Here is a 22,146-nt window from a genome sequence, read left to right as displayed (position 1 = left end):
ACGGCGGCAGCGAGTACCCGGATGGCACACGCGGGGAAGGTCAGGCGGGCAGTGTCGGCTGGACCCGCCGCAGGAACGCCGCGTTGTCCGGGGTGGCCCGCAGCCGCTCCAGGAGGGTTTCGAGACCGGCCTGGCCGTCGCGGGTGGCCAGTGCCCGGCGCAGGCCGCGTACAGCCGCCAATTCGGCCGCGGGAACGAGGAGTTCCTCGCGGCGGGTACCGGACGGGGTGATGTCGACGGCTGGGAAGACACGCCGGGACGCCAGCTCGCGGTCCAGGCGGAGTTCCATGTTGCCGGTGCTCTTGAGCTCCTCGAAGAAGTAGCCGTCGGCCCGGGAGCCGGTGTCCACCAGGGCGGTGGCGAGGACGGTGAGCGAGCCGCCCTCCTCGGCGAGGCGTGCCGCGCCGAAGAACCGCTTGGGGCCGAGCACGGCGGCCGCGTCGACGCCGCCGCTGAGGGTGCGGCCACCGGAGGCGGCGGCGTTGTTGTGCGCCCGGCACAGCCGGGTGAGGGAGTCCATCAGGACGACGACGTCCTCGCCCTGCTCGACGAGCCGCTTGGCGCGCTCCATCACGAGTTCGGCGAGCGCGATGTGCTGCTTGGGGGACTTGTCGAAGGTGGAGGCGTAGACCTCGCCGCGGACCGAGCGCCGCATGTCGGTCACTTCCTCGGGGCGTTCGTCGAGGAGCAGCACCATCAGCCGGCACTCGGGATGGTTGCCGGCGATCGCGGCGGCGAGCTGCTGGAGCAGTACGGTCTTGCCGGTCTTGGGCGGCGCGACGATCAGGCCGCGCTGGCCCTTGCCGACCGGTGCGACGAGGTCCATGACGCGTCCGGCCAGGCCGCTCGCCGGGTGTTCCAGACGCAGCCGGTCGCGCGGATGCAGCGGGGTGAGGTCACGGAAGTGGGGGCGGCGCCGCAGCTCCTGGAGCGTACGGCCGTTGACGCGCTCGACCTCGGTGAGCGCGCGGGCCGCGCCGCGTACGCCCTCGATCGTGTCACCCCTGCGCAGGCCGTGACGGCTGATCAGGGCGGGGGAGACCTGGAGGTCGGCGTTCGAGGGCAGGCAGTCCGTGGCGCGCAGGTGCCCCTTCCCGCTGCCGTCGATGTCGAGGACACCGGTGACGGCCTGCGGCCGAGGCTGCTGCACAGGGGGGCGTTCGAGTGTGGTGGTCATGAGAGAGGGCCTTTCAAGGACGAGGTGCACGGGACATGCGGGGAAGGGGTGAGAGGCCGCGAAGGAAGGCCGAGGGCCGGTGACGGCGCGCCTCGGCGCGGCGCGAACATCACCTCGAGGGCGGCGGGACGGAACAGTCCGTGACCGCTTTCAGGAGGTGGTGCCGAGAAGCTGATCGGCCGGTCGTTCGTCGACGGGCGCGACAGCGGAGAAGGAGAAACTGACACCGGCGATCCGAAGGGGATCGCACATGGGTGCTGTTTCGGAGAGTACCACGCCTCGCGTCGGTGCGGTCGGGATGCGATACGCAGGGCCCGTACCGGCCGGCTCCGGCGGGAAGAACGCCGGAACGGCGGGAGTTGGTGTACGGCGAGTCGTCGACAGCGGGAGAAGGTACCTCTCATGCGCGCACTGATCGTTGACCCCACGTCACCCGCCAGGCTGCGCCTGGGCGAGGCCCCGGACCCCGTGCCAGGTCCCGCGCAGGTGCTCGTGGAGGTCCGGCACACCTCCCTGAACGCCGCCGAACTGTTCTTCGCGGAGCGGGCCGATCCGGGCGAGGTCATCGACTTCGACGCGGCCGGGATCGTGGTGGCGGCGGCCGCGGACGGAAGCGGGCCCTCCGTCGGCAGCCGGGTGGTGGGCTTCGCCGAGGGCGGCGGCTTCGGTGCCCTGCGGGCCATGGACGCCGTGGATGTGGCCGAGGTGCCCGAGGGCGTCGACCTGGGCGAAGCGGCCACCTTGCCGGTGGCCGCCGGCACTGCCCTGCGGGCGCTGGAGCAGGCGGGGCCGTTGCTGGGCCGCAGGGTCCTGGTGACGGGAGCGTCCGGAGGTGTGGGCGGGTTCGCTGTGCAGCTCGCGGCCCTCGCCGGCGCGTATGTCATCGCGGTCGCCGGTTCGCAGACGAGCGCCGAGGGGCCGGCCGCCCTCGGCGCGCACGAGGTGGTGATCGGCCTCGGCGGTGTCGAGGAGCCGGTCGACGTCGTGATCGACACGGTCGGCGGAGACCAACTCGTCGCGGCCTACGCACTGCTGATGCCGGGCGGCACGCTCCAGAGCGTCGGCTGGGCCTCAGGCCGCGAGGCGTCCCTCCCCGTCGGCTCGACCTTGGGCAGCCCGGTCCCCAGGACCGTCGTCTCGGTGTACAACGGGGCAGGCCTGACGGACCGTCGGGCGCAGCTGACCAGGCTCCTCACGCTGGCGGAGGCGGGCAGACTGCGGGTGCCCGTCGGCTGGCGCGGGCCGTGGGACCGGATCGCGGAGGCGGTGGACGCGCTGGGCAGCCGGCGGCTGCGGGGCAAGGCGGTGCTGGACGTCGGTTGACTGCTCCCCTCTCTGAAGGGTGGAGGTTCCAGCCTTCAGGGTTGAGTGGGGATGTACGGCTCAGGCTGCCGCTCGGGCTGGCAGCCCAGGCGGTCTTGCGCCCTCGACACCGTCCGGGTTCAGACCTGCCCGGATGAGCATCACGCGGGCGGAGTTCTTGTCCCGGGGGGACACGGCTCCGCACGCGGTGCAGGCATACGTTCGTTGTGACAGAGGTGAGCAGGCAGAATCGAGGACCGTGCCGCCCCGGCGGCGCCGAACGGCCTCCAACTCGACGTCCCACAAGGAGAATCCGGTGGACACCTCGTCCGGCACGCCCCATCGCCTGGATCCCGCGGGCGGTTGCCCGCACGCCGACAACGCGCGGCTCCTCGCGCGGGGCGGCGTCACGCCGGTCGTGCTGCCGGGCGACGTGGAGGGCATGGCGGTGCTCGGCCACGACGCGCTCAAGGAGTTCCTCGCGCACCCCGACGTCGCCAAGGGAGCCCGGCACTTCACGGCACTGCGCGAAGGCCGCATCACCCCCGGGTGGCCGCTGATGACCTTCGCCACCGTGCGGGGGATGACGACGGCCGACGGCGACGACCACCGGCGGCTGCGGTCGCTGGTCAGCAAGGCCTTCACCGCCCGCCGAGTGGAGCGCATGCGCCCCTGGATCGAGCAGCTGACGGAGGGACTGCTCGACGACCTGGAGCGCGCGGCCCGCGACGGTGGGGGAGTCGCGGATCCGCGCCGGCATTTCGCGCTGCCGCTGCCGATGGGAGTCATCGGCGAACTGCTCGGTGTCGACGCCGAGTACCGGGACCGGCTGCACCATCTCTCCAACCAGGTGGTCGCCACCGACATCGGACCCGAGCAGGCCCTGGCCGCGAACCGGGAACTGGTCGGCGTACTGGCCGCGGTGGCCGAGGCCCGCGCCGAGCGGCCGGGCGACGACCTCACCAGCGCACTCATCGCCGCCCGGGACGAGGAGGGGGAACGGCTCGGTCACGAGGAACTCATCGGCACCCTCGTCCTGATGATCATCGCCGGGCACGAGACCACACTGAACCTCATCACCAACGCGGTACGGGCGTTGTGCGGACACCGAGACCAACTGGACCTGGTGACAGGCGGCGGGGCGGGCTGGGCCGACGTCGTCGAGGAGACCCTCCGCTGGGACGCCCCGGTCAGCTACTTCCCCTTCCGGTACCCCGTGCGGGACATGACGCTCGACGGCACCGTGATCCCCGCGGGCACTCCGGTCCTCGCCGGATACTCGGCCGCCGGGCGCGACCGCGACGCGCACGGACCGGACGCCGACCGGTTCGACGTCACCCGTCCCGGACGCGCGGACACCGCCCGGCACCTCTCCCTCGGGCACGGCGCCCACTACTGCCTCGGCGCCCCCCTCGCGCGCATGGAGGCGACCATCGCCCTGGAGCGGCTGTTCGCCCGCTTCCCCGGCCTCGACCTCGCGGTGCATGAGGACGAACTCTCCCGCCACGCAAGCTTCGTGGGAAACAGCGTGCGAGAGCTGCCGGTGCGGCTCGAACCACCCTCCACCACGGCGTGACCGTCGAGCATGAACCCCACGACCGCCGAAGCGGCCCGGGCGGGAGGACCGGCGCGGGGCCCGCGACACGAGGCCGGAACCCGCGGCACGAGGTCGGCAAAAATTGTCGGGCGGACGTTGTCGATGCGGCGCGTTCCCGTTCGTCGGTGGGATGCAGGAAGCTCACGAACACCGGGAGGAACCATGAAGTACATGCTGCTGGTCTGCGGCGACGACACCGCCGACGCCTCCGACATGGCACCCGTCGAACCCTGGGTGGAGGAACTGGGCGTCGAACGCGGCGTGCGACGGCACGGCCACCGGCTGAGCCTGCCTGCCGAAGCCGTCACCGTACGCGTCCGCGACGGCGAAGTCCTGCGCACCGACGGCCCGTTCGCCGAGACCAAGGAGTACGTCGCCGGATACGACATCCTCGAATGCGCCAGCATGGAAGAGGCGGTCGAGGCCGCCGCCAGGCACCCCGTGGCGACGATCGGCGCCATGGAGGTGCGCGCGTTCTGGGAGGACGAGGACGCCGAGGGCGAGATCCGGCGGCTCGACGCGGAACTCACCGCCGCCGCGCGCGAACGGGACTTCGACCGGGCCATGGCCTGCTACGCGCCGGACGTCGAGATCTTCCACCCCGTGTCCGGTCTGGAACAGCACGGGATCGAGGCTCTGCGCAAGGCCGAGGAACTCTGGTTCTCGACGCTCGCCGGACCCGTGGAGCGCGAAGTGCTCGACTTCCGGGTCCGCGTCGACGAGAGCATCGCCTTCAGCCACGCCCTCGTGCGGATGCGCGCCGAACTGGTCACCGGCGACACGCTGGACACCACCGCGCGCGTCACCACCGGCTACCGCGCGGCCGGCGACCGCTGGCAGATCGTCCACCAGCACACCTCGGTCCCGTTCGACTCCCCGGTCACCCAGGACCTGCCGTGAAGTACGTGCTGTTCGCCTGCACGCCCGTCGACGGCGAGGAGCAGGACCCCGCCGAGACCGCCCGCGACCCCCGCTTCACGGCCTACGCCGACCAGGTGCGCGGGCACGGCGTCCCACGCAGCGGCGCGCGCCTGCGACCGCCCGCCGACGCCACCACCGTCCGCGTCCGGGGCGACGAAGTGCTGCTCGACGACGGGCCGTTCACCCGGTCCGAGCAGTACGTCGCGGGCTTCGACATCGTCGAGGCCGCCGACCTCGACGAGGCGATCGCGCTCGCCTCCCGGCACCCGGCCGCGCTGGACGGCGGCTCGGTCGAAGTACGGCCGGTCTGGGAGTGAGCGCGAACCCGCGGGCGCGAGACGTCGAAACGGCGGTCGCGGACGCCTTCCGCGAGGAGTGGGGCCAGGTCGTCGCCACCCTGATCCGGGTGACCGGCGACTGGGACCTCGCCGAGGAATGCGCCCAGGACGCCTTCGCCCAGGCACTCGACCGGTGGCGGCGCGACGGCGTGCCGCGCCGCCCCGGCGCCTGGCTGACCACGACCGCACGCCACCGCGCCCTGGACGTGCTGCGCCGGGAGGCGACCGGGGCACGCAAGCTGCGGGAGGTGGCCGTGCTGGCACGCGACGACGGGCCCCACGACCCGGAGTTCGAGGACGGGAGCGAGGTCGGCGACGACCGGCTGCGGCTGATCTTCACCTGCTGCCACCCGGCGCTGCCCATCGAGGCACGGGTGGCGCTGACCCTGCGCACCCTCGCGGGACTGACCACGAACGAGATCGCCCGCGCCTTCCTCGTGCCCGAGGCGACGATGGCGCAGCGCCTGGTCCGCGCCAAACGGAAGATCCGCAACGCGGGCATCCCGTACCGCGTGCCGCCCGCGCACCTCCTGCCCGAACGCATCACCGGCGTCCTCGGCGTGCTCTACCTGCTCTTCAACGAGGGGTACGTCGCCGGCGCGGGCGACGATCTGGTGCGCAGGGACCTCTGCGCGGAGGCGATCCGGCTGGCCCGCGTACTGGCCCGGCTGATGCCCGACGAGCCCGAAGTGCTGGGTCTGCTCGCGCTGTTGCTGCTGCACGACGCGCGGCGGGACACACGCGTCGACGCGGCGGGCGACCTGGTGACGCTGGAGGACCAGGACCGGTCGGCCTGGGACCGGGCGGCGGTCGACGAGGGCGCGGCCCTGCTGGAGTCCGCGCTGCGCCGCGGGCGTCCGGGGGCCTACCAGATCCAGGCCGCCGTCGCCGCCTGCCACACCACGGCGGCCACCGCCGAGGAGACGGACTGGGCCGACATCGCGGCGCTCTACGGCGAGCTGCAGCGGTTCGTGCCGTCCGCCGTGGTCCGGCTCAACCGCGCGGTGGCCGTGGGTATGGCCGAGGGACCCGAAGCGGGCCTCGCCCTGGTGGCCGAGCTGGAGGAGCAGGGCGAGCTCGCGGACTACCACCTGCTCCCCGCCACCAGGGCGGACCTGCTGCGTCGTGCGGGCCGCCGCGCCGAGGCCGCGGACGCCTATGCCCGGGCGCTGGAGCTGGTGGTGAACGACGCCGAGCGGCGCTTCTTGACGAAGCGGCTCGCGGAGTGTCGATCGGCGTAGGCGCCGTTCGTCGGTGGGGTGACAGCACCCGATGACGACGACGGAGGATCCTATGACCACCGTGGCGACCACCACCCCCACCACTCCGGCCGGCTTCGTGTCCGCCACCGACGGCGCGGGGGCCGGCACGTCCGCCGCCACCGCGACGGCGCCCCGCTTCCTCAGGGCCCTGGCCGGGCGGCTGCTCCCCGCTCGCCGCACTCGCCCGGGGACGCCCGCCCCTTTCCTGCGGGAGGACTCCGCCGGACCGGGACAGGACGGCCCCGACGTCTGGCTCGCGTTCCTGCGGCTGCGCGCCTGACGGGTCCCGCCCGCCGCGCTCAGTCCGGGGGCGCGTCGTCCCGCGGCGCCGCGGCGAGCTCGATGCCGCGGACACGGCGCAGCCAGCGCACCAGGACGTAGAGGGCGCCGCCCACGATCGCACAGGGCTCCCACACGTCCGTGACGAGGGCCGGAAGGCCCCCGTGGCCGACGATCCAGACCGCCTGGAAACCCACCACGGCGGCAATGAAGCCGTTCGTGCGGGACTCCACGGCGAGCGTCCAGTCGACCGGAACCCACAAGGGAGCGGCGAGGTCCCGGACGCGCAGCCGGACGGCCGCCCACAGGAAGCCGAGGGCATAACGCATCCTCGTGCGCGGGGACAGCACGATCCCGTGCTCGGGGTCCCCGGCGAGGACGGCCGCCCACTCCTCGCGCAGATGGGTGCGGCGCCGCCCGGCCACGAACGAGGCGATCCCCAGGGTGCCGTTGCCCCTGCGGCTCTGCCGCTGCCGGGCGGCGGACGGGGTCCCGGTGCCCGGCTCCTGGGCGGCCTCACTGCCCGCGCGTAGAGCCGTGATCAGGAGGCCGATCGCGGCGATCAGGATGGACGCCGCGGTGACGGCTCCGAAGATCCAGCCGTTGGTGATCAAGAAAGCGGAGAACGTGGAGCCGGGGCTCACCGTCTTCACGGTGTAGCCGATCAGCAGAAAGAGGACGGCCGCCGTCCCGGCCAGTACGGGCGCGAGGACCGCCACGATCGCGACGGGGCCGGCGCCGAAGGGGGTCTCGTCGTCCCGCCGGTCCGTACTCACGCCGCACCCCCGTCGCCGGCCGGGCGTAGCCCGAAGAGCCGTGGCTTGCGCTCCCGGGCCTCGCGGGTGGCCAGCCGGCCCGCGGCGGTGAGTTCGTAGAAGTAACGCTTCGGGCGGCCGGGGTGCTCGCCGGTCTCGGCCCGGCGGACCGCCCAGCCGGCGTCGACGAGCCGTTCGAGAATGGGATACACGGTGCCGGAGCCGAGATCGGCCTCCTCGCAGATCCGCAGCCCCCACGCCGGGTCGTCCGGCGTGGCGGCCAGCAGCACCTTGAGGACCTCAAGTGTCGGTCGTGTCAGGCGAATTGATGCCATATCACCAGTGAAGCAGGCAGCTCGGCGTATGTCGAGAACGACAGTCGCACCGCTCTCCGCCGGGATCCCGCTATCCGTCGAGCCGATAGATGCCGTACCCGAACCCCTGCGCGTCGATCCTGCCGTCGTCGCCGATGCGGACGCCGGAGGATTCCAGAGGTTCGGCTCCACGAACGCGGGTCGAGGAGCAACCGGCCGCGCCCTGCTGTGGGTTGATGACGACGAGATGGCGGTCCCCGCGTCGGTAGACGAAGGGATAGCCCGGGTGGAGGACTTCCACCGGGCTCCGGGCACCGAGGTCGGGTGTGCCGGCGCGGAGGGCCACGAGGCGGCGCACCAGGTGGAGGAGCGAGGTCTCGTCGGCGAGCTGGGCGGCGACGGTGGGCCGGGCGGGGGAGGGGTCGACCGGGAGGTAGAGGGCGTCGGCGGGGGCGGAGGAGAAGCCGGCGTTCGGGCCGTCGTCCCACTGCATCGGGGTACGCGAACCCGCGCGGTTGTAGCGGGAGCCGAGCACGCTGCCCTCCTTGTCGGGCAGCCCCGGGATGTAGCGCATGCCGATCTCGTCGCCGTAGTAGATCGCCGGCAGGGTCGGCCAGGTGAGCTGGAAGGCGAAGGCCGCGGGAAGCTGATCGGCCGTGCGGGGGCCGCAGTTGAGGCGGGAGAAGTCGTGGTTGGCGGTGGGCAGCGAGATGAACCCGCTGTCGCCGAGGGTGGTGACCGCCCGGTGCCAGGCCTCCACGAACGGGCGGGGCGAGCCCTTGCCGCCCGGGTCGAAGAAGCAGTCGAGCGGGTCCCAGGCCTCGTTGACCGTGCCCTCGGAGTTGCTCCACAGCGACCGCAGCGCCAGGCCGTCGGTGGGCCCGCCGAACTGGAGGAAGAAGTCGGTGTGGAAGCCCGCGGGCACCGACACCTCCGGCTCGCCCCACTCGGACAGCAGCGCCGCGTCCGGGTGCGCGCCGTCCAGCCAGTGCCGCAGCTCCGTCCAGATCCGTGCTGTCTCGGTCCTGTCGGGGTCGTCCTTCACGAGCGAGGCGGCCATGTCGACGCGGAAGCCGGACACGCCGAGCCCCAGCCAGTGGTCCATGATCTCGCGCAGGGCGGCGCGGTTGGCGCGGGGACCCTCGGCGTCCACCGGACTGCGCCAGGGTTCGGCCGGATCGGTGCGCGCGTAGCCGAAGTTGAGGGCGGGCTGGCAGGCGAAGAAGTTCGGCAGATAGGCGCCCGGCCGGGTCCCGGGGGAGGCGACGAAGCCGTCGGGGAGCCCCTCGGGTGTCCAGATGTAGCGGTCGTCCGCCGGATCGTCGGCGGCTGCCTCGAACCACGGGTGCTCGTCGGAGGTGTGACCCGCGACGAGGTCCAGCAGGATCCGTATGCCGCGGCGGCGCGCCTCGTCGACCAGCTCGGCGAGGTCGTCGTTCGAGCCGTAACGGGGGGCGGTGTTCAGGTAGTCGGAGACGTCGTATCCGGCGTCCCGGAACGGCGAGGCGAAGCAGGGGTTGAGCCACACGGTGTTCACGCCCAGCCACGCGAGGTGGTCGAGGCGCTCGGCGACACCGTCGAAGTCGCCGATGCCGTCGCCGTTCGAGTCGGCGAACGACTGCGGGTAGATCTGGTAGAAGACGGCGTCGGCCAGCCATGCGGGGGCGGGACGGAACGAAGTCATGCCGGCGACCCTAGATCAGCCCGCACGGCGCGCGCTGCCCCTGGGCAGTTTCGTTCGGACCAGTGGGACGTTGATCTGGGCATGTCGCTGACTGACGTCCAGTGGGCGCGGATCGAGCCGCTGCTCCCGGACCGGACGGTCCCGGGGGCCGAGCCGCACGACCACGCCATCGGACGGTCGCGCGGGGGACTTGCAACGAAGATCCATCCGACGGCTGCTGCCGTCCCCTCGCGTTCGTCCTGACCGGCGGTCGAGCGGGCGACGCAGCCACCTTGATGGACGTCATGGCCGGCCCCCGTGCACCGCGGCGCCGCGGACGGTCTCGAACCAGGCCTGACGTAGTCGGTACGCCCCTTGTCGGACGTCGCTGGCAGCATCACCGCCATGAACGCCAACTTCAGAACCCCACCGCGGCCGTTCGACATCACCGCGCTCTTTCCTCAGCTGGCTCCTCTGGCGCGGACGGCGACCCGGCTGCACCCGCGGCCGGGCTCGCCGACCGTGCACGACAGCTCCGTCGGCGGGCCGCTCCTGTGGCCCGCCGACGAGCCGTGGCCGTACTGCGACGAGCCGCACGACAGTCGCGTGACGACAGTGGTGCACTCTCCGGACGACGTCCGGCTCCTCCGCCACGACCGCGCCGCAGCGGCCGAGCGGTTGCGCCTCGACCCCGAGGCACCCCAGTGGACTCCCGAGGAACGGGCGACCTGGGAGCGGCTCGCGGGCCGCCCGTGGTTCGACGGTCCGATCCCCCTCCTCCCCGTCGCCCAGCTCTACGCCCGCGACGTCCCCTTCCCGTGCCTGCCCGACGCGGACCTCCTCCAGGTCCTGTGGTGCCCCTTCGACCACGAGATGGCCCACCCCCGGACAGCCCTCTTCTGGCGCTCCTCCGCCACCGTCACCGACGTCCTCCACGCACCGCCCGAGCCGCCCATCGTCCAGCGGGACTGCTACCTCCCGGAGCCGTGTCTGTTCTCACCGGAGCAGGTCACCGAATTCCCCCACCCCGGGGAGCTGAGCGATGAGCTCCGGGACCAGTTGGACGACATGAGCCGCTGGGAGACGATCGATCCCGCGCGGTACAACACGTACGCGGACGACCCGGGCGAGCTGTACCAGAACAACCTCTCCACCGCCCCCGGCTGGAAGACCGGCGGCTGGAGCAGCTGGCCCCGCACCGACCCTGTGCCCCGTCCCTGCCCCGAGTGCGGCACCGAGCAGGTCCCGCTCCTCACCATCGCCTCCTGGGAATGGGACGGCGGCAGCGGGACCTGGATCGCCGAGGAGGAACGGACGAACCCGGCCCCGCCTCCCCTGGGCGCCCAGGACGGCAATTTCACCTTGATCGACATCATCGGCGGCTACGACCTCCAACTCCATGTCTGCCCGGCGTCCCCGGACCATCCGCACATAGAACTGCTCCCGTGAGCCCTGCGGAGGTCCTCCGCGCCGACGCATACGCCACTGTCGGTACCGCGATCGAGTCTCCAGTCAGCAGCCTTGGCCAACTACAGGATGATCCAAACGACGGGCCCTGGCCCCAGCGGCGCAGGCGCCACTGGGCACCCGGCCTGCTGGGCAGGAGCGAGGGGCCGGTTGTGGTCGGCGAGTCCATGCTCGATGTGGCGATGTGTGACGGCGACACCGTCACCGTAATTTCTGCGTGTCACTGCGAGCCTGTGGCCACCAGGGTCGCGGTGATGGGTTCGAGCTCGGTGATCAGTTCGTCGAGTTCGGCGGGGGACAGGGCGTCGTAGGGCGGGGTGGCGAGCTCGTCGGTGACGGTTTCGATGCGTTGTTTGGTCGCGCGGCCGGCGTCGGTGAAGTGGCCGTCGGTGTCGACGAGTCCGCGTTCGCGCATGCCGTCCATGACCGCGGCCAGGCGCTCTTTCGGCAGGTGATGGATGCGTCCGAACGACTCCGGGGGGTGGATGCCCTGGTCAAGAGCGGAGAGTACGTGGGCCTCCGTACCCCCGATGTGCGCGCCGACGAGAGCGGCGATGTGCCCGTCGCCGCGGTGCTCGCGCAGCATGGTCGCGGAATGCCACAGCCGGGCGACGGGGTCGCTGGGTACCTCGAGGGTGCGCATGCCGGCGTACATCACCCGGCCTTCGGCGGGGGCGCTCGTCGCGGCCTTGGTGGTCAGGTCTGCGGCGCGCACCAGGCCCGGGGAGCCGGCCAGCTCGTCGCCGAGGATGCGCCGTAGGGAGGCCGCGCTGCCCCGCTCCCTCGCGGCGACGGAGGCCTCGGGCGGGATCGTCTCCCAGGCGCTGGGGATGTGCCGCGCGGCTTCCCCGTCGGCGAAGTTGTAGAAGGCTGCGTGCACGACTTGGGCCGGCACCCGTCCCAGTGGTGCGGCGCGGCTGGCGAAGTAGCCGTCCCAGTAGGTGCGGTGGCCGAGTGCGGCCAGTTCCTCGTTGCACTCGTCGGCGCAGTAGGTGACCAGGCAGATCGGCTCCAGGAGCTCGAACATGCGCCGGGCGATATGAGTCGTCGGATGCAAGCGCGTCGTGCCCATTGGGTTCTCCCTTTGTCAGGTGTGCCGACTTGGACCGTCCGGCGCACCGAAACTCATCGGCGACCGAAGGGACGGCGACCGAAGAGAAGCAGTGCAGATGGGTTGGCGTCTGGGCGATTGTGTATGCGAGAGCGGATTACCGCGCTCTGTCGCCGAATGCGCGGCTGATCGGTGGGTGGCCGCCGAGTGCGGTGTGGCAGCGGTGGTGGCTGTAGGTGTGCAGGAAGTCTGTCAGGGCGGTGGTGCGTTCGTCGTTGCCGGCGTAGGGGCGCTGACTTTGCGCAGGCGGCCCGTCGATGATGTGTGGCGTGCCAGGAACCGATGCACCCGGAGCCACAGTGGCCCGCCTCCTTCGGGAACTCATCGCCGATACCGATCCGCGCCCCACCGACCGGGACGACCTCTAAGCTGAACAGGATGTTCACCCCGCAAGGTCCCAGCCTCCGCGAACTCGCCGTTCAGGCCCTGTCCTCCGTCGAGCACGGCTACGACCTGCTCGCGCCCAAGTTCGACCACACGCCCTTCCGGACGCCGGACTCGATTCTCGATGCGGTCGGGCGGGCGCTGCGGCCCATGGGGCCGTTCCGGGCGGGCCTGGACCTGTGCTGCGGAACCGGCGCGGGCATGGACGTCCTGCGGGGGCTGTGCCGGGACTCGGTCACCGGGATCGACATCAGCGCGGGAATGCTGGCCGTCGGACGCGCGGGGCACCGGGCCGGCACGGAGCCGTCCATGGCCTGGGTGCGGGGCGACGCTCGCGCGCTGCCCTTCGGCCCCGCGTTCGACCTGGTCGTGAGCTTCGGGGCGTTCGGGCACTTCCTGCCGAGGGAGCTTCCGGGGCTGTTCGCCGGTGTGCACTCGGTTCTGCGGCCGGGCGGGCGGTTCGCGTTCCCCGTCATGGCTCCGCCCCGCCCGAGCTCGCCCTGGTTCTGGGCCCTGCTGGGCTTCGACGCGGTGATGCGGGTGCGCAACGCCGTGTGGCGTCCGCCGTTCGTCATGTACTACCGGTCCTTCCGCCTGGGTGAGGTGCGGCGGGAGCTGGTGTCGGCCGGTTTCGACGTGGAGCTTCAGGCGCTGCCCGAGTTCGGCACGCGGCCCGACGGCAGCCCGCGGTGCCGGATGGTCGTGGCGACCCGGACCCCGGACCCGGCCTCCCGCTGAACTTTCAGGTCCGCCTGTCGTGGCCGAAGCACGCCCTTGTGTGCATTTGTTTTTCAAACTCGCAGGGCTATAGTGAGTATGTTTTTCAAACTAACTATCTCATGCCCGTCCTCAGGACCGACTGTGCGAGGAAACGCGATGAAGATCCCCCTGCCCGTCGGCGTACCCGCGCCGGACGAGGTCGTTGCCGATATCGACCCCGGCTCGGGCGGCCCCGGCGAGGTGCACGATGGCATCTGATCTGCGCGCCGCGGCGACCGCGCCGCGCACGGCTCCCGGCGCGAGCCAGCTGCCGGTCCTCGTCGCCGCCTGTCTCGGCCTGTTCACCGTCTTCCTCCAGACCACCCAGACCATCGGCACCCTCAGCGCGGTCCAGGACGACCTGGGCCTCGGCCCGGCCGACCTCGTGTGGGTGCCCAGCACGTACACGCTCGTGGTGGCCGCCTGTGTGCTGGGAGCCGGAGCTCTTGCCGACCGATGGGGCCGGCGGAGCGTCTTCCTCGCCGGAGCCGTCACCATGGCGGTCGGCGGAGTCGTCCTGGTCCTCGCAGGCAACCTGGCCACCGTGCTCGCCGGGCAGGCGGTCGCGGGCCTGGGCGGCGCCCTCATCACGCCCAGCTCGCTCGCGCTCGTCACCCACGCGGTCCCCGACCCCAAGCGCCGGGCGGGCGCGATCGCCGCCTGGGCCGCCACCTCGGGCCTCGGTCTGGCGATCGGCCCCGTCACGGCTGGGCTCGCCCTGCGCTGGTGGACCTGGCACAGCGCGTTCTGGCTGAACGCGGCGGTCGCCGTCCTCGCCGTCGTCGTCGCCCTGCGGTTCGTCCCGGAGTCCCGGAATCCGTCCCAGCGCCTGGACTGGCCGGGCCAGGTGACGGCCATGGCCGGGCTGGGACTGATGGTCTTCTGGCTCATCGACGGCGGACACCACGGTTACGGCTCGCCGCGCGCGATCGCGGCCGTCGCCGCCTCGGTCGCGCTGCTCGCCGCGTTCGTCCTGATCGAACTGCGGCGCGCGGCGCCCATGGTCGACCTGCGGCTGTTGCGCGACCCCTCCTACGGCGCCTCGCTGGTGCTCGCCGCGATCGTGCTGTTCGCCTTCGTCGGCCTCTCGCTCCTCGAGGTGCTGTGGCTGCAGCGGGTCCGGGGCCTGAGCGCCCTGGAGGTCGGTGCCCAACTCCTCGCACAGTTCGGCACGTTCATCGCCTCCTCCGTCCTCGCGGGCGTGCTCGTACGGCGTCTGGGGCCGCGCACCCTGATCACCGCGGGGCTGCTGTTCGCGGCCGCCGGAGCCGCGCTCTTCGCGCAGGTCGGACCCGGCACCTCGTTCACCGGATACGTGGCCGCATTCGTCCTGTTCGGACTGGGCAGCGGCCTCGCCAACGCGCCGTCCACCGCGCTCGCGGTCGGCCATGTGCCGCGCGGACGCGAGGGCGAGGCGGGCGGCACGGTGAACGCGGCCCGCCAGATCGGCGCCGTCCTCGGCACCAGTGTCCTCGGCACACTCATGACCTCGCGTTTCGAGGACCGGGTCACCCAGGTCCGCGATCCGCGTGCCGCCTTCACCGACGCCGTCGGCTCCACCGTGTGGGTAGTCGTGGCGGTACTCCTGGCCGGAGCGGCCGTCGCGCTCGCCCTCTCGGCGTGGACGCGGCGCACGGCACCCGCCCGCAACGGCTGAGGGGTACGCCCCGCCCCGGCGCCGCCACCCGCGCAGGCCCGGGCCCCCAGAACGAGCCGGGGACCCGGGCCTGACGCACCCCATCCGGGAACCCGGCCTGCCGCACGGGAAGCCGGGCCCGGGGCGCCGCCGTCACGGCGGCGCGTGTCCGGTCAGCCGCGGATGAATTCCAGCAGGTCGGCGTTGAAGGCCTGCTCGAACTCGCCCACCAGGCCGTGCGGTGCGCCCGGGTACACCTTGAGCGTCGCGTCCTTGACCAGCTCGGCCGTCTTCAGCGCGGCGGCCGCGATCGGCACGATCTGGTCGTCGTCGCCGTGCGCGACGAGCGTCGGCACGTCGATGCGGGCCAGGTCCTCGGTGAAGTCGGTCTCGGAGAACTGCCGGATGCAGTCGTACGCCGCCTTCAGACCGGCCTGCATGCTCTGCAGCCAGAACTCGTCGCGCTTGCCCTGCGACACGGCCGAACCCTCACGGTTGGCGCCGAAGAACGGCACGCTCAGCTCCTGGTAGAACTGCGAACGGTCCGCCGCCACACCGGCCCTGATCCCGTCGAAGGCGTCGAGCGGAGTGCCCTCCGGGTTCGCGTCCGTCTTCAGCATCAGCGGCGGAACGGCACCCAGCAGCACCGCCTTGGCCACCCGCGCGCTGCCGTGCCGGCCGATGTAGCGGGCGACCTCGCCGCCACCGGTCGAGTGCCCCACCAGGATCACGTCGGTGAGGTCCAGCTTCTCGATCAGTTCGGCCAGGTCGTCGGCGTACTGGTCCATGTGGTTGCCCTGCCACGGCTGCGCGGAGCGGCCGTGCCCGCGGCGGTCGTGGGCCACGGCGCGGAAGCCGTTCTCCGCGACGAGGCGCATCTGCCCGTCCCACGCGTCCGCGTTCAGCGGCCAGCCGTGGCTGAAGACGACGGGCTGCCCGCTGCCCCAGTCCTTGTAGAAGATGTCGGTGCCGTCGGACGTCGTGAACGTGCTCATGGGTGTTCCCTTTCGAATGGTGAAGCGATGTGCGCGTGGTGGTGCGAAGTGGCGTTCGGGCGCCGTACGGCCGGCGGTCGCGCGCAGCCGGTCACGCGGAGCGGCGGACGAAGTCCGGCGCCGTGTCGGCTGCTTCCGGCCGGCCGTGGTCGATGGTCAGCGCATGCCCCCGGCCCTTGATCTCGGTGACGCGGGGGTCGTGCGGCTGCTTCTTGTGCGAGGGGCGGGTGATGGGCCACGGCACCGCGTGGTCCTCCCGTCCGGGACGATCAGTGGCGGGCCGCCGTCGCGGTACTCGGTACCGGTCTTGAGGAGTCCGCCGAAGCAGTGGCCGACGACGGGAAGCCGACCGGGACGCGGTCCGCGCCGTCGGCCCGCTCGATCCGTTGTGCGTCGTTGGTGGTCACGTCGTCGACGCTAGACGTGATCGGCGCTCCTGGGATCGGTCACGTGACTGTCGTTGCGTACCGGAAGCGGATCCGACCAGGTCGCCGCCTCGGCCGCCGCCGTGTCCCCGGGTTCCGTGCCGGGGCGGGGTCCCGGCGGACGACGGCCTTCCGCGCGCCGTCCGGCCGGCGTCCCGGCCCGGTCAGCCGGCCGCCGGGAGCGTGAACTCGTACACCAGGGCGTCCTGCCGTGCGTCGACGACGAGGTCGGTGATCTCCAGTGGGCGGTCGTACTGGTCGTGTACGCGGCGGGTGACCCTGACGGACTCGGGGAGGCGGGTGATGGCGTCCCGGTGGTGCAGGGTCAGCCCCGCCTTGCGCATCCAGTCGTAGGCTCTGCGCAGCTGCGCCGACGCGGTGCCGTCGGCGCGGTCCCGGTAGCGGGCCAGCTCCTCGACCTCGGTGACCGCCACCGCGGAGAAGGACGTCACGGCCGTCCGCAGCCCCGTGCCGTCCGCCGCGGTCGACTCGTAGCGGTGGACGAGGGTCGGCCGGCGCGGGGCGAGGCCGAGCGCCTCCGCGTGTTCCGGCGGTGGTGTCTCCCAGGTCACGGTGGTCCGCTGGAGCGTGGGCGGTTCGGGGCTGAGCGCCCCGACCGGGAAGTCCAGGGAGGGGACGTGCTCGGCGGCGGTGCCGGGCAGCGTGGCGTGGCTGCCGCGCCGGTCGGTGGAGACCGTGCCCTCGCGCCGCAGCAGTTGCAGCGCCTGCCGCACCGTCTCGCGGCTCACGCCGAATCGTGCGGCCAACTCCCTTTCTGCCGGGAGACGTTCACCGGGTGCCACAGTTCCGTCGCGCAGCTCGCCGAGCAACTGCGTGGCGATCCGGGCGTAGAGCGGCTCGTGGTCGGATGACTGGGTGGTGCGGGCCATGTCCGCGCCTCCTGGGTGGTGACAAGGCGTAGCCGTGCGGGCTCATTGCGCCACCACATCTAGCATTGGTCTAAACCACCAGGAAAGAGCGGTCGGGCAGTTCGGCCGATTTCAGTCCGCGCGCCCCGGCGCGCGCGGACCCTCTCAGAGCGTGCTGTACAGCGCGTCGACGAGCGCCGTCTTCCGTGGGTCGTCGGCGATGTGCGGGCCCATGCGGTTCATGACGTACCCCAGGGACACCCCCGCCTCCGGGTCGGCGAGACCGCACGAGCCGCCGAAGCCGTCATGACCGAAAGCCCTCGGGTTGGGCCCGTACGAGCCGTTGGCCCCGCTCAGCCACAGCCCGAGCCCGATCTCGGTCTCGCTCTCGAACCCGGCGCCCAGGACGAGATCGCGGCAGCTGCCCTGTCCCTCGCGAACCCGCTCGGCGGCCTCCGGTGACAGCAGCTTCCGGGAGCCGTACGTACCCCGGCCGGCGAAGATCCCGTACAGCGCGGCCACCGCGCGCGCCGTTCCGTGGCCGTTGGCCGCGGGGATCTCGGCCGCCCGCCAGCGGGCCGTGTTGGCCTCCCCGGCGCCGACCGCCGGATTGGTCAGCGCCGCGAGCGCGGCGGGCGCCAACTGGGCGAAGACTGCGGCCTGTTCGCTGGTCGTCGCGGCCGGCGGGTGCACCAGCTCGGCCGCCCGCTCCGCGTCCTTCTCCGGCAGCCCGATGGTGAAGTCGATGCCGAGCGGGCCGGTCACCTCGTGCTCCAGGAACGCGCCCGGCAACAGCCCCGAGACCCGCCGCACCACCTCGCCGACCAGATGGCCGAAGGTGAGCGCGTGATAGCCGGACCGCGTTCCCGGCTCCCACCAGGGCTCCTGGGCGGCCAGCCGCTGCACGGTCAACTCCCAGTCGCACAGCTGGGCGAACGAGTGCGGCTCACGCAGTCCGGACAGTCCCGCCCGGTGCGACAGCAGATGACGTACGAGGACGTTCTCCTTGCCGGCCGCCGCGAACTCCGGCCAGTACTCGGCCACGGGGGCGTCGAAGTCGAGCAGCCCGCGGTCGGCCAGGATGTGGGCGCACAGGGCCGTCGGTCCCTTCGATGTCGACCACACGTTCACCAGGGTGTCCCGTTCCCAGGGGCGGGTGCGCGCGGCGTCGGCCCAGCCGCCCCACAGGTCGACCACCGTCTCCCCGTGCAGCGTGACCGCCACGGCCGCTCCCAGCTCGTCGCGGTCCCGGAAGTTCTCCTCGAACGCGGTGCGGACCGCGGCGAAACGCTCGTCGCAGTGGCCTTGGACGTCGGGCGGCTGCTGGGACATGGGACCTCCGTCGTGCGAGCGCGGGCGTCCCCGGACGAACCCCGGGTCCGCCTGAACGTACCGACTGGTCGGACTGGAGGGAAGTGCGGTGGCCGAATCCACCCCGGAGGGCGGGCGCCCGGGACGCCAGGCCCGGCGCCCCACCGGGTGCTCCATGGCCGGGTCCCGCGCGCCCGGACCGGTCCGAACGGCACCCCCTAGGCCAGGAAGCGCGAACCGGCCGGTTCCTGATGGCCCTCCCGTGTGTGCCAGTAGTCACGGGTCTCCACGGCCAGCCCGTCCGCGCCGAAGCGCACGAAGACGCAGCCCGCCAGCGTCGTCGGCTGTCCGTCCTCCTCGGCGAGGACGCGGAACTCGGCCACCGCGAGACCGTCCTGCCCGACGACCGGTTCGGAGAACCGAACGTCGATCGTGTGCTCGGCCGCGAAGGACCACCGTACATACGCGGCGAGTTCGTCCCGCCCCCGGTGCGGTTCGCGGAAGGGCATCGACCGGTGGACGCAGTCCGCCGCGTACAACTCCAGGATCGCTTCGACGTCGTGGTCCGCCCAGGCCCGCTCCCACACCCGGACGAAGTGCCGCGCCGCCCGCGCCGTGTCCATCGCGGCCCTCAGACGTGCGCGGGCAGCCAGTGCAACTGGGCCGCCTGCTGGTAGGGGCCGCCGCCCTCGTGGTCGTTGAAGTCGTACACCTCGATCTTCTTCTCCTCGTGCGCCCAGGCGTTGTACGCCGCGAAGACCGTCGACGGCGGGCAGGTCTGGTCCTCCAGCGCCGCCGAGAACAGGGCGGGCGCCCGTCCGCGCGCGGCGAAGTGCACACCGTCGAAGTACGAGAGCGTGCGCAGTACTTGATCGGTTCGGCCACGGTGGGTCTTGAGGTAGTTGCCGATCTCGCGGTAGGGCGCGCGGTCGGTGAGCACGGTGGCGCGCGGGAAGTCGCACAGGAACGGCACGTCGGGCGCGATCGCGGCCAGATCCGGCACCAGGCCGCCCACCGCGATGGTGATGCCGCCGCCCTGGCTGCCGCCGAGGGCCGCGGTGCGGGCCGCGTCGACCAGCGGGTGGGAGCGCGCCGCCTCCACGGCGCGCACCGCGTCCGTGAACAGCCGCCGGTAGTAGTAGGTCTCGGGGTCCTCGACCCCGCGCGTCATGAAGCCCGGGAACGAGGGCGCGCTGCCCACCGGGTCCGGGGTCTCGCCGCCGCCCCACGCACTGGCCTGGCCGCGCGTGTCCATCACGAAGTGCGCGAAGCCCGCCGAGGCCCACAGCAGATGGGTGTGCGCGAGTCCGCGTCCGCCGCCGTACCCGATGTACTCGACGACCGTGGGCAGCGGCGCGTCCGCTCCGGCGGGCACCGTCAGCCAGCCCTTGACCGGGTGCCCGCCGAAGCCGGCGAACGTGACGTCGTAGGTGTCGACGGTCTTCAGAGGGGTCGCGAACGGTTCGAACCGTGCGGCGAGGTCGTGCTGGCGGGCCTCCTGGAGCGTCTTGGCCCAGAAGGCGTCGAAGTCCTCGGGCTCGGTGGACGCGCTGCGATAGCCGCGGAGTTCGTCGAGAGGGAGGTCGAACAGGGCCATGAAGGACCACCTTTGGCATCGAAGGTGCGGATGATCACACCGTACGTGTGCCGTCAGGGGGCCGCCAGGGCCTGCCGCGCGCCGCCCGGCGTCACGTGGACGGCCCGGCCGAACGGCTGGATCCGGGTGCGGTGGCCTGTGCCGAACCGCCCGCCGAGGCCGAGGTGCCCGGCGCCTGCCGGACCGCTCGATCCCGACGTGACGGGCCCTGCCGAACCGCTCGATCCCGACGTGGCGTGCCCGACCGGACCGCCCGTCCCGGACACGGTGGGCCCTGCCGGATCGCCCGTCCCGGACACGGCGGCTCCGGCCCGACCGCCCGTCCCGGACGAGCCGGCCTCAGCCGAACCGCTCGATACGGATGCGGTCCACCGGCTGGCCCGCCTCCACCAGCAACCGCGAGGCGTGCTCCGCGAAGGCGTTGGAGCCGCACACGTAGGCCTCCCAGCCACCGGGCGGCCGTTCGTCCATGAGCGGGGCCACATGCGCGGCCGTCATCCGGCCCACCGGTACGCCCTCCGGAGCTCGGCGGGTGAAGACGGGCGTGGTCTCGGCGCCGAACTCGTCCGCGTAGATGAGCTCTTCGGGACCGCGCGCGGAGACCAGCAGTCGCAGCGGTACGTCGAGCCCGCGCGCACGGTGGTGCCGCAGCATCGACATCAGGGGGACGACGCCCGAACCGGCGCCGATCAGCAGCGCGGGCCGGTCGCCGGGCCAGGCGAAGAATCCGCTCAGCGGGCCTCGCACCTCCACCTGGTCACCGGGTGCGGCCACGGTGTGGAACCAGCCGGAGACCTCGCCGCCGTCGACGTGGTCGAGGGTCAGCTCGATGTGGCCGTCGTCGTCGGGCGGTGACGCGAGGGAGTAGTGGCGCTGCGCCACGTACCCGTCCCCGGCCGTCAGGCGCAGCAGCAGATGCTGTCCGGGCAGGTGCCCCGCCCAGTTCGGCACGGCGAACCGGAACGTGGCGGCGTGCGCCGTCTCCCGGCGGATCTCGGTCAGCGTGGCCGTCTGCCACGCCGCCGCGGCGCTCTCGCTCACGGCGATGCGGCCGGGCACGGCGAAGCGTGTCGGGGGCACGAAGGGCAGGGTCGTCGTCTCAGTCACCGGAGTAGCGCTGCTCTTCCCAGGGGTTGCCGCGTGCGTGATAGCCGTTCTGCTCCCAGAAGCCCGGCTCGTCGTGGTCGAGGATCCGCAGCCCCGCGATCCACTTGGCGCTCTTCCAGAAGTACAGGTGCGGCACGATCAGCCGCGCGGGTCCGCCGTGCTCGGCCGGGAGCGGCTGCCCCTCGTACTCCCAGACGATCCAGGCGCGTCCGCCGGTGAGGTCGGCGAGCGGAAGGTTCGCCGTGTACCCGGTGTGCGCGTACGCGACCGCGTGGGTGGCGGCCGGGTCCGGGCGCACGGCTGCCAGGAACGCGTCCAGGGACACACCGCCGAAGCGCACCCCGAACTTGGACCAGCTCGTCACGCAGTGGATGTCGCCCTCGTACGCCGAGGCCGGCAGCGCGTGCGCCTCGTCCCAGCTCCACGAGCGCGGCTCGGCCACCAGGCCGTCGATCCGGAAGCTCCAGTCGGCGGGGGCCAGGTCCGGGGTGACCTCGGCGGAGAGTACGGGCCAGTCGTCGCCCGCGTCGTACTGGCCGGGCGGCAGCCCGGCGTTGTGGACGCGCGGGCGTCCGGTGAAGCCTCGGGTGACATTCATGCGGCTGGTGCCTCCAGGCCGTCCGGGACGGCCCGCGGGTCGAGCGTGATCGGTCCGCACGTGTGCGCGATGCGGACACGTGCTCAATGGTTACGCATTCAACCGTACGCGGACGTGGGCGGTGCCGCGGGCCATGGCGGGCCGCCGTTCATTGCGGGCGCATGAACTCTCCGAGGGCCCGGGAATAGCCGCGCCGGGATCTTCCTTGCTGCTGGAGCCAAGTCCGGTGGCCTGTACAACTACGCCCGGTGTCCGGCCGCCACGACCGGTGACAGCGAG

Annotated in this window: 23 protein-coding genes and 1 pseudogene; 9 read left to right on the top strand and 15 right to left on the bottom strand. The window is 72.4% G+C overall.

Annotated features, from left to right (window positions below):
- Positions 1–40 precede the first annotated feature (40 nt).
- A complete protein-coding gene (gene rho, locus ACSYGO_RS06640; RefSeq protein ID WP_460386093.1) occupies positions 41–1,177 on the bottom strand; it encodes a transcription termination factor Rho in 1,137 nt (378 codons plus the stop codon).
- 402 nt (positions 1,178–1,579) lie between these two features.
- Here rho and ACSYGO_RS06635 point away from each other — a divergent pair, with 402 nt between their 5' ends.
- The gene (locus tag ACSYGO_RS06635; RefSeq protein WP_426679864.1) at positions 1,580–2,500 is read left to right on the top strand and encodes a zinc-binding dehydrogenase; all 921 of its coding nucleotides are present in this window, start codon (positions 1,580–1,582) and stop codon (positions 2,498–2,500) included.
- A gap of 60 nt (positions 2,501–2,560) precedes the next feature.
- Here the strand turns inward: ACSYGO_RS06635 and ACSYGO_RS06630 are convergent.
- A pseudogene (locus ACSYGO_RS06630) lies at positions 2,561–2,716 on the bottom strand (RNA-guided endonuclease TnpB family protein); the annotation flags it as partial.
- Between the two features lie 79 nt (positions 2,717–2,795).
- Here ACSYGO_RS06630 and ACSYGO_RS06625 point away from each other — a divergent pair.
- The 5 genes from ACSYGO_RS06625 (at position 2,796) to ACSYGO_RS06605 (ending at position 6,877) form a co-directional block, all read left to right on the top strand.
- A complete protein-coding gene (locus ACSYGO_RS06625; protein ID WP_460386092.1) occupies positions 2,796–4,055 on the top strand; it encodes a cytochrome P450 family protein in 1,260 nt (419 codons plus the stop codon).
- 183 nt (positions 4,056–4,238) lie between these two features.
- On the top strand, positions 4,239–4,976 hold the full coding sequence (locus ACSYGO_RS06620; protein WP_426679862.1) for a nuclear transport factor 2 family protein: 738 nt from the start codon (positions 4,239–4,241) through the stop codon (positions 4,974–4,976).
- Positions 4,973–5,314: a YciI family protein gene (locus tag ACSYGO_RS06615; RefSeq protein ID WP_426679861.1), complete on the top strand. Its 342-nt coding sequence runs from the start codon at positions 4,973–4,975 to the stop codon at positions 5,312–5,314. The genes ACSYGO_RS06620 and ACSYGO_RS06615 overlap by 4 nt, the downstream gene beginning before the upstream one ends.
- A complete protein-coding gene (locus tag ACSYGO_RS06610; protein WP_460386091.1) occupies positions 5,311–6,576 on the top strand; it encodes an RNA polymerase sigma factor in 1,266 nt (421 codons plus the stop codon). Before ACSYGO_RS06615 ends, ACSYGO_RS06610 begins: the two co-directional genes overlap by 4 nt.
- Positions 6,577–6,628: 52 nt before the next feature.
- The gene (locus tag ACSYGO_RS06605) at positions 6,629–6,877 is read left to right on the top strand and encodes a hypothetical protein (RefSeq protein WP_432174640.1); all 249 of its coding nucleotides are present in this window, start codon (positions 6,629–6,631) and stop codon (positions 6,875–6,877) included.
- A gap of 19 nt (positions 6,878–6,896) precedes the next feature.
- Here the strand turns inward: ACSYGO_RS06605 and ACSYGO_RS06600 are convergent, their stop codons facing one another.
- The 3 genes from ACSYGO_RS06600 to ACSYGO_RS06590 form a co-directional block, all read right to left on the bottom strand.
- Complete coding sequence (locus ACSYGO_RS06600; RefSeq protein ID WP_460386090.1) at positions 6,897–7,652, bottom strand: hypothetical protein; 756 nt, start codon at positions 7,650–7,652, stop codon at positions 6,897–6,899.
- Positions 7,649–7,966, bottom strand: coding sequence for a PadR family transcriptional regulator (locus ACSYGO_RS06595; RefSeq protein WP_037762607.1), 318 nt, complete (start codon positions 7,964–7,966; stop codon positions 7,649–7,651). The genes ACSYGO_RS06600 and ACSYGO_RS06595 overlap by 4 nt, the downstream gene beginning before the upstream one ends.
- Before the next feature lie 70 nt (positions 7,967–8,036).
- Positions 8,037–9,629 carry an alpha-amylase family glycosyl hydrolase gene (locus ACSYGO_RS06590; RefSeq protein ID WP_460386089.1) on the bottom strand — a complete coding sequence of 531 codons (1,593 nt, stop codon included), beginning with the start codon at positions 9,627–9,629 and terminating at the stop codon, positions 8,037–8,039.
- A 384-nt stretch (positions 9,630–10,013) separates the two neighbouring features.
- Between ACSYGO_RS06590 and ACSYGO_RS06585 the strand changes: the two genes are divergently transcribed.
- Entirely contained in the window at positions 10,014–11,057 is a 1,044-nt protein-coding gene (locus ACSYGO_RS06585; RefSeq protein ID WP_460386088.1) for a hypothetical protein, read from the top strand.
- A gap of 238 nt (positions 11,058–11,295) precedes the next feature.
- On the opposite strand, the gene ACSYGO_RS06580 is transcribed toward ACSYGO_RS06585, so the two are convergent.
- Positions 11,296–12,147: an SCO6745 family protein gene (locus ACSYGO_RS06580; protein WP_460386087.1), complete on the bottom strand. Its 852-nt coding sequence runs from the start codon at positions 12,145–12,147 to the stop codon at positions 11,296–11,298.
- A 417-nt stretch (positions 12,148–12,564) separates the two neighbouring features.
- Here ACSYGO_RS06580 and ACSYGO_RS06575 point away from each other — a divergent pair, with 417 nt between their 5' ends.
- Entirely contained in the window at positions 12,565–13,308 is a 744-nt protein-coding gene (locus ACSYGO_RS06575) for a class I SAM-dependent methyltransferase (RefSeq protein WP_460386086.1), read from the top strand.
- A 229-nt stretch (positions 13,309–13,537) separates the two neighbouring features.
- A complete protein-coding gene (locus ACSYGO_RS06570) occupies positions 13,538–14,986 on the top strand; it encodes an MFS transporter (protein ID WP_460386085.1) in 1,449 nt (482 codons plus the stop codon).
- Positions 14,987–15,138: 152 nt separating this feature from the next.
- Here ACSYGO_RS06570 and ACSYGO_RS06565 read toward each other — a convergent pair whose 3' ends face one another.
- From ACSYGO_RS06565 to ACSYGO_RS06525, 9 genes are all read right to left on the bottom strand, one after another.
- Positions 15,139–15,960 (bottom strand): alpha/beta fold hydrolase, encoded by an 822-nt coding sequence (locus ACSYGO_RS06565; protein ID WP_432174646.1) that lies wholly within the window; start codon positions 15,958–15,960, stop codon positions 15,139–15,141.
- 91 nt (positions 15,961–16,051) lie between these two features.
- Positions 16,052–16,204, bottom strand: a complete 153-nt coding sequence (locus tag ACSYGO_RS06560) for a hypothetical protein (protein WP_460386084.1) — start codon at positions 16,202–16,204, stop codon at positions 16,052–16,054.
- A 25-nt stretch (positions 16,205–16,229) separates the two neighbouring features.
- Positions 16,230–16,367, bottom strand: a complete 138-nt coding sequence (locus ACSYGO_RS06555; protein ID WP_460386083.1) for a hypothetical protein — start codon at positions 16,365–16,367, stop codon at positions 16,230–16,232.
- Positions 16,368–16,549: 182 nt separating this feature from the next.
- Complete coding sequence (locus ACSYGO_RS06550; RefSeq protein WP_345657871.1) at positions 16,550–17,275, bottom strand: GntR family transcriptional regulator; 726 nt, start codon at positions 17,273–17,275, stop codon at positions 16,550–16,552.
- 144 nt (positions 17,276–17,419) lie between these two features.
- Complete coding sequence (locus ACSYGO_RS06545) at positions 17,420–18,586, bottom strand: serine hydrolase domain-containing protein (RefSeq protein ID WP_460386082.1); 1,167 nt, start codon at positions 18,584–18,586, stop codon at positions 17,420–17,422.
- 197 nt (positions 18,587–18,783) lie between these two features.
- Positions 18,784–19,188: a nuclear transport factor 2 family protein gene (locus tag ACSYGO_RS06540; RefSeq protein WP_460386081.1), complete on the bottom strand. Its 405-nt coding sequence runs from the start codon at positions 19,186–19,188 to the stop codon at positions 18,784–18,786.
- An 8-nt stretch (positions 19,189–19,196) separates the two neighbouring features.
- Positions 19,197–20,162, bottom strand: coding sequence for an acetylxylan esterase (locus ACSYGO_RS06535; RefSeq protein ID WP_460386080.1), 966 nt, complete (start codon positions 20,160–20,162; stop codon positions 19,197–19,199).
- Positions 20,163–20,501: 339 nt separating this feature from the next.
- Entirely contained in the window at positions 20,502–21,269 is a 768-nt protein-coding gene (locus ACSYGO_RS06530; RefSeq protein WP_460386079.1) for a ferredoxin reductase, read from the bottom strand.
- Positions 21,262–21,867 (bottom strand): sulfite oxidase-like oxidoreductase, encoded by a 606-nt coding sequence (locus ACSYGO_RS06525; protein WP_426679846.1) that lies wholly within the window; start codon positions 21,865–21,867, stop codon positions 21,262–21,264. The genes ACSYGO_RS06530 and ACSYGO_RS06525 overlap by 8 nt, the downstream gene beginning before the upstream one ends.
- Between the last annotated feature and the right edge of the window lie 279 nt (positions 21,868–22,146).

This window comes from Streptomyces krungchingensis, assembly GCF_054729265.1.
This window is presented reverse-complemented; position numbering and strand designations above follow the sequence as displayed.